Here is an 11,895-nt window from a genome sequence, read left to right on the forward strand (position 1 = left end):
TCACCCTCCCTTTGAACCTAGTGTCAGTGCCTTAAAGGCTTTTGTCTGTTCGGTCAGTGCCTGTTCCGTCGGCAGGCGCTCCATCGAGGAGGCGCCGTAGAACCCGTGGCAGTGTTCGCTGTTGTCCAGGACATACTGGGCATCTGCCGGTATCGCGACCGGCCCGCCGTGGACCAGGATAATGGCGTCAGGATTGACCGAGAGCGCCGCCTGCGCCCAGGCGTCCACCAGCGCAGGACAGTCGGCCAGCGACAGCGCCGTCTCGGCCCCGATCGAGCCGCCGGTCGTCAAACCCAGATGGCAGACGACAACATCGGCGCCAGCCCCGGCCATCGCCTTGGCGTCCTCTTCGTTGAAGACATAAGGCGTGGTCAGCATGTCCTTTTGGTGCGCCAGGCGGATCATGTCCACTTCCTGACTGTAGGACATCCCGGTCTCTTCCAGGTTCGCGCGAAAGGTACCATCGATCAGCCCGACGGTTGGAAAATTCTGGACGCCGGAAAAGCCGATCGCCTTCACCTGATCCAGGTAGTGGTCGAAGATGCAGAAAGGGTCGGTGCCGTTCACCCCGGCAAGCACCGGGGTCCTGGTCGTCACCGGCAAGACCTCATGGGCCATCTCCATGACCACATCGTTGGCATTGCCATAGGCCATGAGGCCGGAAAGCGAACCGCGCCCGGCCATGCGATAACGCCCGGAGTTGTAAATCACAATGAGGTCGATGCCGCCGGCCTCCTCGCACTTGGCGGAGAGGCCGGTCCCGGCACCGCCGCCGACAATCGGCTCGCCGCGCCTTTTCATTTCCTGGAACCGCTCCAGCAGTACTTTCCTCTCAAAACGCGGCATAACGGCTTGTCCTCTTGGTAGGGTTTATCTCTTCCAGCGCAGCGACGACCGCATCGGCGAACGCGGGGTCGTTGATGTTGTAAGGGGTCCGGATCAAGCGGCGCGTCGCGGTTTCCTGAAAACGCCCGGCGAGAGCATCAAACAGGGCACGATCGGCCTGCGGGTCGTGGAACGGCTGACCCGGCGCATCGAGGGCAGAGACACCGCCCTCGGGAATCAGGAACCGCACCGGCCCGGTCATCTCGTTCAGGCGGCCGGCGATCCATTCGCCCATGCGCGCGTTCTCCGCGGCCGTGGTGCGCATCAGGGTTACCTGCGGATTGTGTTCGACGAAGAGCCGGTCGCGATAGCGCTCCGGCACCGTGTCAGGGGCGCCGAAGTTCACCATATCCAGGGCCCCGAGCGAGCCGACATAGGGGATGCCCGTGCGGATGAAGGCGCCGAAGCGGTCCTCGTCGGCGGCAAAAACGCCGCCCATCATCATGTCGCAGACTTCCGTGGTGGTGAGATCGACGACGGCCGCCAGCAGGCCGCTGTCCGCCAGCTTCTCCATTGAACGTCCGCCGGTCCCGGTGGCATGAAACACCAGACAGTCGTAGCGGTCTTCCAGCTGTGCGGTGATCTGCTGGATCGCCGTGGTGGTGACGCCGAACATGGTGAGCCCCAGACCGGGCTTTTCCACCTCCTCCGCCTGGGCGGCGGACGACTTCCCGACATCCCCCACCATGCCGGCAAAAGCCTTTGCCCCGTTGGCCAGCACCCGCCGCGAGATCTGGTTCAGCCCCTGCACATCGGTCACCGAGTACATCATCATGATGTCGGTCGGGCCGACGTACTGGCCGACGTCGCCCGAGGCGACGGTGGAGATCATCACCTTGGGAATGCCGATGGGCAGGCTGCGCATGGCCGGCGTCGCCAAGGCCGTGCCGCCGGACCCGCCGGCGGATATGATGCCGCCGATCCCCCGCTGACGCTGAATCCAGTTCCGGAAAGCCAGTGCCATGGCCCCGACCGAGGCACCCCGGTCGCCGGTGAAAACCGCACTGCCGCCGGAGGGATGATAGGCGGCAACCATATGCGGCGGGACATCGGCCGACGACGGTTTCCCGGAGGTCGAGAGATCGACGGTGCGGACCGCCTGCAGGCCGCTGTCCAGAAGGCAGTTGCGGATGTAGGTCAGTTCCGCGCCCTTGGTATCGAAGGTGCCGGCAACATAGACCTCCTCCCCGAACAGCGCCCCCAGGGGCGTCGGCGGCTCCTTGAACAGGGGTTCGGGCTTGGCGTCGAAGGGCCGCAGCGGTGTCTGGTCGCCGCCCGGCCGCGGTAGCGACTCCTGTGGACCCTTGCCTTCCTGCCAGGCGGCGCTCGACCAGCGGGTCGGCGGTACATAGACCAGGCTGGAAGGCCGCGCAGGCTCAGGCGCCGACGCCACCGGCATCTCGGCTGTCTCTACAGCGGTCGGAGCCTCAACGGTTTCTGCTTCCGCGCTCGGCGCCGCTTCTTCCGCCGGAACCTCGAGGTCGAGGTCCTCGTGGGAATGACGGCCTACCCCGAGCAGGCGTTCCTGCAGAGTGCGGTCCCCGGCCAACTGGCGCGCCGGTATCACACGATTGATCCGGCCATTGACCATGATGGCCACGTCCTTGGAAATCGACGTCGCCACGGCGATATTCTGTTCGATCAGCAGGATCGAGACGTCTTCCTCCTCCGCCAATCTGGCGAGAAGCTGCTCGACCTGCTCCACCACCACCGGCGCCAGGCCTTCGGTCGGCTCGTCCAGGACCAGCAGCCGCGGGTCCTGCAGCAGCGCCCGCGAAATCGCCAGCATCTGCTGCTCGCCGCCGGAAAGCTGGGCGGCGCCGTTGCGGCGGCGTTCGGCCAGGCGCGGGAAGTTGTCGTAAATACGTTCGATGGACCAGTTGCCGCCGCTCTGCGACAGCCTCAAGTGTTCATCCACCGTCAGGGACGGCCAAAGGCGGCGCCCCTGGGGCGTATAGCCTATGCCTTTCGCGGCAATTCTGTGCGGCGCGAGGCCGGCGATCTCCGTGCCTTCGAAGCGGATCGAGCCGCGCTGCGGCTTCAGCAGCCCCATGATGGTGTTGCAGAGCGTCGTCTTGCCCATGCCGTTGCGGCCGACCACGGCATGAACGCCGGTCTCCAGGCTCAGGTTCACGCCCTGCAGGGCGTGCGACTGACCGTAGTAGACGTGCAGATCCCGGATCTGCAGCACGGCCCGGTCATTGGCACGGCGATGGTCGCGCTCAGCCATGGCCCTGCCCCAGGTAAAGTTCCTGAACCTCGGGATCGTTCTCGATTTCCTCGGGCGTGCCTTCTTTGAAGATGCGCCCGTTGTGCATCATGGTGACGCTCTCTGCGGCACGCAGAGCCACATCCATGTCATGTTCGATAATGATGTAGCCGATGTGATCGGGTAGCGACTGCAGGATCTCCACCAGTTCTGTCCGCTCGGTCGGCGAAAGCCCGGCCGCCGGTTCGTCGAAGAGGATCAACCGCGGCGCCCCGGCCAGGGCCAGCGCAATCTCCAGTTGGCGTTGCTGGCCGTGGCTGAGGGCGGCCACCAGCATGTCCCGGGCATCGTCCAGATGAACCGCGGACAACAGGGTTTCGGCGGTATGAAAAGCGCTGTCGTCACGGCCCGGACGCTTCAAGGAAAACCGCCGCCGGCTGACGCCGCGGCAGGCCAGATAGATATTGTCGATCACGCTCAGTCCATCGAAAAGCAGCGAGATCTGGTAGGTCCGGCGCAGGCCGCGGCGAATGCGTTCATGCACCGGCAGATCGGTCACATCCTCCCCGAACAGACGCACGCGACCGGTGGTCGGCGGGTAGTCGCCGGTGATCGCGTTGAACAAGGTTGTCTTGCCGGCCCCGTTCGAGCCCAGAACCGCACGCCTCTCCCCCGCCCGGACGGTGAGGTTGATATCCGCCAGGGCCACCAGCGCACCGAAGTGGCGGCTGACGGCTTCAAGCTCCAGCGCGAAACGGCCGGCCCCTTGAAGGCGGGAGAGAGCGTCGGTTCTGGACGTCGACATCGGGTTAAGATCTTACTTCCAACAACTTACTCGCAGACAGGGTTCTCTCGGCTGACGGCGCCGTACTTCAGGAACTCGTCATAGGAGAGGCCCAGGGTCTGGCTGACCTGCGGAATGACTTTGATGGTCTTGTTCAGCAGATTGCCGTCAGGCCCTTCGGCCACTTCCGTGAGGAAGATGTCGGCGACCGCATTGCGCCGCTCGTCGAGCTTCACCATGCCCGTGGGGGTCTCGAACTCCAGCGCGGCGAGCGCCGCCCGATAGGCCTTGCCGCCGTCGGAGAGATTGCCGTCGACCGTATCGAGGGCCAGCAGGGCTGCCTTGGTGTTGACGTAGTAGGCATGGGCGAAGAGCGATGGTGACGGGAAGCCGTCCGGAAACTGCTTCTTATAGGCGGCGACGAAACCGGCCCAGCGGGAATCGTCCCAGGTGTCGGAAATCGGACCGGCCGAGGGCGTGCCGACCACGAAGTCGCGGGTCCGGCCCTTGGAGCCGAGCACCGTCTGATCCACCGTGATCGAACCGCCGATCAGCGGCAGTTCGCCGCCGGTCTGCTCGTACTGGGTCAGGAAGTTCACCGCATCGGCACCGCCGAGAGCGACGTAGATCGCATCGACGTCATCGGGCAGGGCCGCGATCACCGAGGAGTAGTCCTTGTTGCCGATCGGAACCCAGAAACGGGCGTCGGCAGGCGCCTTGCCGCCGAGCCGGCAGAACGGCTCCAGGAAGCCGAAGACCTGGGTGTAGGGGAAGGAGTAATCTTCCGCGAGAACCGCCAGTTTGCGGTAACCCTTTTCCTTATAGACATACTCGCCAAGGCCGGCCATCCACTGCGCACCCTCGGTACCGAAGCGGAAGAAGTTGTCGGCCGGATCGCGCAGCGTGGTGTCCTGTGCGGCGGAGCTGCCATTAAGGAAGGTCACATTGGGTTGGGTCTTGGCGTAGTCTTTGACCGCAAGCCCCTCAGATCCGGAAAGCGGACCGACCATGACCTGGACGCCGTCCTGCTCGACCAGCTTGCGGGTCGCGCGGATGGCACTGTCCGGCGAGGCGTCGGAAGAACCGGTAATCAGCTCGATCTTTTTACCACCGGCCGTATAGTTGAACTCTTCCAGGGCCATATAGACGCCGCGCATGCTGTCTTCGCCAAGCACCGTAAAGGCGCCTTCCAGCGTCGCCAGGGCCCCCATTTTGACCGTCTCCTGCGCAGCGACCGGGCTTGCCATAGCCAAGACCGTCGCCGCCACCAGCGTCGTTTTACCTAGTCTGAACATCATTCCCTCCCATTCCTTGGTTTTTGAGTTTTCAGGTTTGTTCGAGCGATTCGGCCGGCTGCCGCTCGCCCCCTTCTCCGCGCCTGGCGTCCTGCCGCGCATTTCTTCCAAGTCGAAGCTTGTCTCTTAGCCGGTTCCAGATCCCCAACAAGCCGTCGGGGGAGAACAGAACGACCAGCAAGAAGGCCAGCCCGATGACGGTGTTGAAACGTTCCCGGTCGATCAGGTCGATAGCAAAGTTCTCCAGCAGCACAAAGGCGATTGCGCCGATGAAGGGGCCGACCGGATGGCGCATCCCGCCGACCACCGCGATTACCAGGATGTCGATGGCCACGTCGATTCCGACCGATCCCGGTGAGATCCGGCCGTTGAACCAGACCAGCAAGACCCCCGCCGTTCCGGCAATCAGGCCGGAGAGAAAATAAGCGACGATGCGGTGCAGGGTGACGTCATAGCCCAGGGCGCGCATGCGCCGGGGATTGTCGCGGATCGCCTGCAGGCTGAGCCCGAAGGTGGAACGCGAGGCATAGAGGACGGCCAGGAAGAAACCGCCGGAGAGGGCCAGGGTCAGGTAGTAGAAGGGCGCGGGATCGCGCCAGTAGAGCCCGAAGATGGCGGGCGGCTCAACACCTGCAAATCCGGTGAAGCCGTTGAAGATGACGTAGTTCTGCCGCACGAAGTAGAAGAAGGCCACCGCAATGGCCAAGGTGATCATGATGGTGTAGATGCCTTCGGTGCGCACCGAGATGGCGCCGACGAAGACGCTGAAAAGCGCGGCACCGAGTATGGCGACCGGAACCGTCAGCCACCAGGGCCAGCCCAGACCCATGACCCCGACGCTGTTGTCGCCGAGGATCGCCACGAGATAGCCGGCAAGACCGGCCACCGTCAGCTGCGCCAGGCTGACCATGCCGCCGTAGCCGGCCAGCATCGTCAGCGACAGGGCGATTGTCCCGAGAATGAGCGAGTAGGCGCCGATCTGGAAGATGAAGAAGTCGCTGGCAAAGGCCGGATAGGCAAGCAGGAAGGCAACGGCGACAAGGGGCCCCGGGCGAAGCTCGGAGAGCAGGCTGTTTCCCGAAAAGAGCTGCCTTGCATCCATCGCCTAGCCCTCGCCCATAAGGCCCTGCGGGCGCACCGCGAGCACCACGACCATGATCAGGAAGGTGAGGACCACGCCATAGGTCGGGAAATAGGCGAGGCCGAACTGCTCGGCCAGGCCGATGAGCAGGGCGCCGATGGCGGCCCCGGTGACCGAGCCGAGCCCGCCGACGATCACCACGATCAGAGAGGCCAGCAGGTAGCGGATGTCCTCGCCCGGCGCGATGGAAAGCGCCGTCCCACCGACAACCCCGGCAAAGCCGGCAAGCCCGGCGCCGATGGCGAAAACCAGCGCAAAGAGCAGCTGGACGTTGACGCCGCTGGCCGAAAGCATCTGGCGGTCGTTCACCCCGGCACGGATCATCATGCCGATCTTGGTGCGGTTGAGGAACAGCCAGAGCCCGATACCGACGGTCAGGGCGACGCCAAGCACGGTCAGTCGGTAGATCGGATATTTGATAAAGACCGGATCGCCGGAGGCCTTGACGACCGAGACGATCGGCAGCGTGGTCGCGCCGAAAAGCCATTCCGGCGGCGCAAACTGATAGGTCGTTCCGGTCCAGACCGCGAGCATGAGATCGGCGGCGATGATGGAAATGGCGATGGTGACCAGGGTCTGGCGCAGGTCATCGCCTTCCATGCGCCGGAAGATCAGCACCTGCATCAGCACACCGCTGGCGGCCATCGCGAGGAAGGCGACGGCGAGACCGAGAAACCAGTTGCCGCTCGCTTCGGCGACTTCGTAGCCGATATAGGCGCCCAGAAGGTAGAGCGAACCATGCGCCAGGTTGACGTTGCGCATCAGGCCGAAAACCAGGGTAAAGCCGCTGGCGACCAGGAAATAGAGGCCGCCGAGGGTCACGCCGTTCAGCAGGGTGTTGACGAAGGTCTTCTTGCGGCCGATTGCGGAAATCAGCCATTCCGGCCAGACCGCGAAGATCATCCAAAGCAGCACTGCGGCTGCGAGCAAAATGATGATCGCCCAGAAAGTATGGCGCTCGACGAACTGTCTCATGCCGCCCGCCCCGCTGTCGCCCATCCGGTCGTCACCGGTACGGCCGATTGGGCATGGACGGTTTGGTCCCAGAAACCCGGCGTCCCCGCCATCGCCTTGCTCCTCCCTTGAGCCCGGCGCCCTTTTGCGGGTGCCTTAAGCTCATGCCATCGCCCCATCTCGGCTTGCACCTGATTCTCTTGGGGCCGCAACAGCCGTCCGGCTGCAAGACAAAGCCTGTCCCGTCTCGAAACGCCCCGCAACTGCTTCTGACTGCCAATCTGGGTAAATTTGGGTAAGATCTGGTCCGTTATGTTGAATCTTATGTTCTGGAAGATCGTGCTTCGCAGCGGAAGTGAATGGCCCGGCCATCCACTTCCGCCAGCTTTGGTGACGATTGCGCCGCCGTTGCGGAGCGACGATCTGCCTGAGGAAGTCGGCCTCTTGCTGCCCAACAAAGACAGCCTGGCCGCGACCATGCGGGCGCTCGAGGCGGCGCCGGAGACGGTGTCCGGGCATGCCGTCGGCCTGTTCCTGGCCGATCCATTCCTCAATCTGCGCCTGGAGATCAACCGGCTCGACCGCCTTGGCGTGCGCTGGGTGACCAATCTGCCGAGCACAGAACAACAAGACGCAGAATTCACCCAGCAATTGAAAGATGTCGGCCTCGATTGTTCCTTGGAATACACGAGGCTGGCGGCCTGCCGCGACGCGGGTTTTGGCGCGCTGGCCGTCGTCGCCGACGGCAAGGGTGCAAAGCTGGCGGTGGCCGCCGGGCCAACGGCCTTGATCGTCATGCCGCGGGTGGCCGACTTCGCGGCCGGCTTTCCGTCCTTCCGCCAGCGCGGCGCCGCGGCGCTGGAGGTTCGGCGCGCAATCGACGAGACGGTGTGGACCGGGCCGATCCTCGGATTGGGGGATAAAAGCGAAGCCGAACATGAAGGCATTTGGCCGGAAGCCGTCGACGGGCTGGTCTGCCGGCCGGTGCCGGCATGACGCGATGCCGGCTTTGCCTGATCACACCGCTTGCGAAAACAGGTCACGCGGAGCCTGAGTCGTAAAGAAACCCATGCCGCTCTAATCGTAAGCCAACCGCAGGGCTCGAAATCGCAGCCAAGAACGCGCCTAAGCCACGCTCTAACATGGTACCGCCTCCCTGATTTTTCTTGGCCCTTTATTGAACCAATTTCTTTTTAATATTGATGGTATTTCGCCGCACAAGGAATTGTCAAAAAAATCCGTTGTATATCAGCTTTTTGTATTATTGATCCTTCTGAAGTAATGGTACAATTGGATCATTATTGGATCAGTTAAGAGATAGATTGCCATGCCGAGACTGGTAGCCGACGAAGTGGCAAAACAGCTACGCCAGAGAATTGATGCCGGCGAGTGGGCGGCGATGGGCCGAATGCCTCCTGAAAGACAACTGGCTGACGAGTACGGGATCGCGCGCAATACAATGAGGCGCGCCGTGTCACTTCTCGAAGACGACGGTATTGTCACCAGACAGGTCGGGCGCGGCACCTTTTTGGCCAATCCGGAAACCAATTCGTTTGCCGCCATCATTGGACGCATCCAGGGCACAAGTCCCGCAGATCTGATGGAACTGAGGCTTTTGCTGGAGCCCGCCGCCGCTTCTGCAGCCGCGACCGCGGCGAGCGACACGCAACTCGAAGCGATCGAACTGGCCCACAAGAATGCATGTGAAGCAGAAGACATGCCGACTTTCGAGGACTGGGACGCAGTGTTCCACCAGCGGATCTTTGACTGCACGCGCAATGAGTTGCTGAAGGAGACCCATAATCTGTTGCGGCTCCTGCGCAGCCAGCCCTTGTGGTTCGACATGAAGAAGCGGGCATTTTCAGAAGAGCGCATGAGGCATTACTGCAAAGAGCATGAAGCGCTTCTCGACGCCCTTATGCGCCGTGACCGCGAGGCGGCCAGAAACGCCATGACCGTCCATCTCAAGACCGTGCAGCACAATCTGTTGGGATAAAAAGACCCGCGCCGCCGAAATCCACCCTTGCCGGCCTAGCATCGCGGACCCCGGCGGAAAGAAGACGGGTCGCCTCAGCCGTCCAAGCCGTACTTCCGGATCTTGTTGTAAAGGGTCTTGCGCGAAACACCCAACACCTCGGCGGTACGGCTGCGGTTGAAGCCGTGCCGCCAGAGTGCATCGACAATCCGGTCCTTCTCTGTGCGGCTGGTGGAAACTTCGCCGCCTTCCTGGTGAAGCAGGGCCGACAGCTCGCCGAGTTGTACCGGCACATCCCCAGCGCGCGGCACCAGGGCCCCCAGCAGGGCGCGCACCTCCGCATCGTTTTCGGGCCAAAGGTGCGCGTGGAGGTGCTGCAGGGCGGCGGAGGTAAAGAATGACCGCGCGACCTCGACGCCCAGGCTCCGGAAGGCCTGCGCCTCGATGACCGCCATCAGGTCGTCGATGCGCTCGCGCAGCGGCGGCAGGCGCAGGGTCCAACCCGAGAAAGCGGCAACCAGTTCCGCCTCAAGGCCAGCGCCGAGAAGGCTTTCGGTTTCGCGCCCCGCGGTCACCGGCGCCTCGCTGACAAGGACCACACGCGGCAGGATCGGCAGGCTGCGGCGGCGGCCCGGTGCGCGGAAAACCCCTTCGCGAAGAGCGCGGGCCAGCCGCTTCTGGGTGGCCGCCGGCAAACGTTCGGGCGCATGGATTACCAGCAGGGCGACAGAGCTGTCGGCCAGCGCCGGCGGCTGCTTGGCGGTGCTTTCTCGGTGACCGAACAGCAGATTTCTGGCGCGAGCCGGAAAATCCTCACCGGCAAGATCAACGTGCAGAACGTCCTTCCAGCGCTCTCGGTTTTTCAGGCCGCAGAGAGCATTCAGGGTCGGCGTCTGAACAAGACCCTTTTCGGCGAGAAGCAAGACAGGCTCGGCAGCCCCCGCCATGCTGCGCAGCCTGCGCAGAAAGGCGAGATGGGCGTTTGAGCGCCCGACGAAGCCGAAGCGCCGCGACCAGACGACAAGGCGGGCGCTGGCGCGGTCCAGTGCCGCCCGCCGCTGGCTGGCGTGACGAAAGCGGTCGATCTGATCGGCCACCGAGTCTTCCAGCGGCATGCGCTCGAAGGTCGAACCGCCCACGTAGCCGTCGATCGGCGCCAGGCTGAGGACGCGCCCGAGATCCTCGGCAGTGGCGATCGGACCGCCTTCCAGGAAAAACCGGGTCTTCGGGTGGATGCGCTTGATCAGCCGGCCGATCTCCCGCGCTGCGGTGGCGACTTCCTCCAGGGTGCTGCGGCTGCGATGACCGAGAACGCCCCCTACATTCCAACCCAGATTGAGGCATACCATATCGATCCCGGCATCTGCCGCAAACCGCGCTTGCGTGCGCGTTGCGCAGTAGAAGATCGACGTCAGGCCGGCGTCCTGAACAGCGCGCAGTTGTTCGACTTCCCGTTCGATACCGCGCCCGGCACGCGCCAGGATCTGCTGCATCGGCCGCGAATAATGCATGCAGCTCGGGAAGTTGACCGCGCCGGCAAAGCCGGCCTCAAGAACCGACTGCGCAACCGCAGCGGGCTCGAAGGTAGCGCCCCAGACGTTCACGCCCAACAGAACCGGTATCTTGCACTGGGCCAGCAACTCCTCGCGGGCGAAACGCCGGCTCAAAGGCCCGGCGTCGAAGATCGGCAGCATGCAGGCGATGGACGGCGCGCCCATGTTGCGCAGCCGCCCGGCGTTGATCGCCAACAGAAAATCGGCGCCGCCGCGCTCGGCGGCCAGGGCCGTCGTGCCCGAGCCGATGGCGGCACCGATCAGGAACCTCGATGCAAACCGCGGGGATTGCCGGCTGGTCTCAAGTCCGCTGTCCATCGCCCAGTTTAAACAGATTATCCGCCTCTCCGCCATTTCCGGTTATGAGATGTCTTGTCTCCGTCCAACGAACGCCCGAATGAGGTCGAGATCATTTGTCGGCGCTGGCGGCACCCGATAGCCAAGGCCGGACACTTGACGTGTCATTATCGTCCTAGCCGGGCCTTGATACGCTCGCTAAGTCGCTGTTTCCTGCTTGTCCAAAGCCCGCGCCCGCGATGAGCGGATCGCCGTCACCAGAGCCAGCGCCATCGGGATGACGAACACACAGAGAGGCACGATCACCGGCACGACGTGGACATAAGGAATGTCCAGGAACTTCGCAAACAATGGGATCGCGCAGCCTCATCGAGCGCGTGGTCTTGAGCCCCAGGGATGAAGCCTTCGAGATCGAGCTGGTCGGCGAGATCGCCCGGATGGTCGAGGTGGTCTTGTCTTCAGGCAACAAAAAAGCCGCCCTCGATGAGAGGACGGCGTGTTTGGTAAAGGTGGTTGCGGGGGCTCGCTACGCAAGTAATTTGGGTGCTGACCGGCACCAGATATCTTCTGATTTGACCTGATATGATGCGGTTTTAGGCGATATTATCTGATTTGATGGTGTGGACGGCCTCCTCGATCGGCGTCTAGGCGCCATAATGGAGCTGTCATCGACTGCATTAGAAGGAGGCCATCCACCATGACGATTGCCACGATCGGCTTTGATCTGGCAAAGAACGTCTTTCAGGTACATGCCGTTGACAGCGACGGGACGGTTGTTGTTCGCAAACAATTGGGCCGCAAC

At 63.2% G+C, this 11,895-nt stretch carries 11 protein-coding genes and 1 pseudogene; 4 read left to right on the forward strand and 8 right to left on the reverse strand.

The window, feature by feature from the left end:
• Genes HBA54_RS12535 through HBA54_RS12560 form a run of 6 tightly spaced genes read right to left on the reverse strand, consistent with a single transcriptional unit; the run spans position 1 to position 7,289 of the window.
• Positions 1–846: a phosphoenolpyruvate hydrolase family protein gene (locus HBA54_RS12535; RefSeq protein WP_167224966.1), complete on the reverse strand. Its 846-nt coding sequence runs from the start codon at positions 844–846 to the stop codon at positions 1–3.
• Positions 833–3,115 (reverse strand): ABC transporter permease, encoded by a 2,283-nt coding sequence (locus HBA54_RS29045; protein WP_167224968.1) that lies wholly within the window; start codon positions 3,113–3,115, stop codon positions 833–835. The genes HBA54_RS12535 and HBA54_RS29045 overlap by 14 nt, the downstream gene beginning before the upstream one ends.
• Positions 3,108–3,899, reverse strand: coding sequence for an ABC transporter ATP-binding protein (locus HBA54_RS12545; protein ID WP_167224970.1), 792 nt, complete (start codon positions 3,897–3,899; stop codon positions 3,108–3,110). Before HBA54_RS12545 ends, HBA54_RS29045 begins: the two co-directional genes overlap by 8 nt.
• Before the next feature lie 26 nt (positions 3,900–3,925).
• Positions 3,926–5,176 carry an ABC transporter substrate-binding protein gene (locus tag HBA54_RS12550; protein ID WP_167224972.1) on the reverse strand — a complete coding sequence of 417 codons (1,251 nt, stop codon included), beginning with the start codon at positions 5,174–5,176 and terminating at the stop codon, positions 3,926–3,928.
• A 28-nt stretch (positions 5,177–5,204) separates the two neighbouring features.
• A complete protein-coding gene (locus HBA54_RS12555; protein WP_167224974.1) occupies positions 5,205–6,275 on the reverse strand; it encodes a branched-chain amino acid ABC transporter permease in 1,071 nt (356 codons plus the stop codon).
• Between the two features lie 3 nt (positions 6,276–6,278).
• A complete protein-coding gene (locus tag HBA54_RS12560) occupies positions 6,279–7,289 on the reverse strand; it encodes a branched-chain amino acid ABC transporter permease (protein ID WP_167224976.1) in 1,011 nt (336 codons plus the stop codon).
• Positions 7,290–7,580: 291 nt separating this feature from the next.
• Between HBA54_RS12560 and HBA54_RS12565 the strand changes: the two genes are divergently transcribed.
• A complete protein-coding gene (locus HBA54_RS12565; RefSeq protein ID WP_167224978.1) occupies positions 7,581–8,264 on the forward strand; it encodes a hypothetical protein in 684 nt (227 codons plus the stop codon).
• A 331-nt stretch (positions 8,265–8,595) separates the two neighbouring features.
• Positions 8,596–9,264, forward strand: a complete 669-nt coding sequence (locus HBA54_RS12570) for a FadR/GntR family transcriptional regulator (RefSeq protein ID WP_167224980.1) — start codon at positions 8,596–8,598, stop codon at positions 9,262–9,264.
• Positions 9,265–9,338: 74 nt separating this feature from the next.
• On the opposite strand, the gene HBA54_RS12575 is transcribed toward HBA54_RS12570, so the two are convergent.
• Both HBA54_RS12575 and HBA54_RS12580 read right to left on the reverse strand, forming a co-directional pair.
• Positions 9,339–11,114, reverse strand: coding sequence for a phosphoenolpyruvate hydrolase family protein (locus tag HBA54_RS12575; RefSeq protein ID WP_167224982.1), 1,776 nt, complete (start codon positions 11,112–11,114; stop codon positions 9,339–9,341).
• A 177-nt stretch (positions 11,115–11,291) separates the two neighbouring features.
• The gene (locus HBA54_RS12580) at positions 11,292–11,444 is read right to left on the reverse strand and encodes a hypothetical protein (RefSeq protein WP_167224984.1); all 153 of its coding nucleotides are present in this window, start codon (positions 11,442–11,444) and stop codon (positions 11,292–11,294) included.
• On the opposite strand from HBA54_RS12580, the gene HBA54_RS12585 reads away from it, so the two are divergent.
• Both HBA54_RS12585 and HBA54_RS29050 read left to right on the forward strand, forming a co-directional pair.
• Positions 11,444–11,674: a hypothetical protein gene (locus tag HBA54_RS12585; protein WP_167224986.1), complete on the forward strand. Its 231-nt coding sequence runs from the start codon at positions 11,444–11,446 to the stop codon at positions 11,672–11,674. The genes HBA54_RS12580 and HBA54_RS12585 overlap by 1 nt on opposite strands.
• 116 nt (positions 11,675–11,790) lie before the next feature.
• A pseudogene (locus HBA54_RS29050) lies at positions 11,791–11,895 on the forward strand (IS110 family transposase); the annotation flags it as partial.

It is taken from the genome of Pelagibius litoralis, from assembly GCF_011683915.1.
In the GTDB taxonomy this organism is placed as follows: domain Bacteria; phylum Pseudomonadota; class Alphaproteobacteria; order Kiloniellales; family Kiloniellaceae; genus Pelagibius; species Pelagibius litoralis.

Excerpts from the sequence above, each read along its gene's own strand:
- HBA54_RS12535 (WP_167224966.1), bottom strand. The coding sequence starts at position 846 with ATGCCGCGTTTTGAGAGGAAAGTACTGCTGGAGCGGTTCCAGGAAATG.
- HBA54_RS29045 (WP_167224968.1), bottom strand. The coding sequence starts at position 3,115 with ATGGCTGAGCGCGACCATCGCCGTGCCAATGACCGGGCCGTGCTGCAG.
- HBA54_RS12545 (WP_167224970.1), bottom strand. The coding sequence starts at position 3,899 with ATGTCGACGTCCAGAACCGACGCTCTCTCCCGCCTTCAAGGGGCCGGC.
- HBA54_RS12550 (WP_167224972.1), bottom strand. The coding sequence starts at position 5,176 with ATGATGTTCAGACTAGGTAAAACGACGCTGGTGGCGGCGACGGTCTTG.
- HBA54_RS12555 (WP_167224974.1), bottom strand. The coding sequence starts at position 6,275 with ATGGATGCAAGGCAGCTCTTTTCGGGAAACAGCCTGCTCTCCGAGCTT.
- HBA54_RS12560 (WP_167224976.1), bottom strand. The coding sequence starts at position 7,289 with ATGAGACAGTTCGTCGAGCGCCATACTTTCTGGGCGATCATCATTTTG.
- HBA54_RS12565 (WP_167224978.1), top strand. The coding sequence starts at position 7,581 with ATGTTGAATCTTATGTTCTGGAAGATCGTGCTTCGCAGCGGAAGTGAA.
- HBA54_RS12570 (WP_167224980.1), top strand. The coding sequence starts at position 8,596 with ATGCCGAGACTGGTAGCCGACGAAGTGGCAAAACAGCTACGCCAGAGA.
- HBA54_RS12575 (WP_167224982.1), bottom strand. The coding sequence starts at position 11,114 with ATGGACAGCGGACTTGAGACCAGCCGGCAATCCCCGCGGTTTGCATCG.
- HBA54_RS12585 (WP_167224986.1), top strand. The coding sequence starts at position 11,444 with ATGGGATCGCGCAGCCTCATCGAGCGCGTGGTCTTGAGCCCCAGGGAT.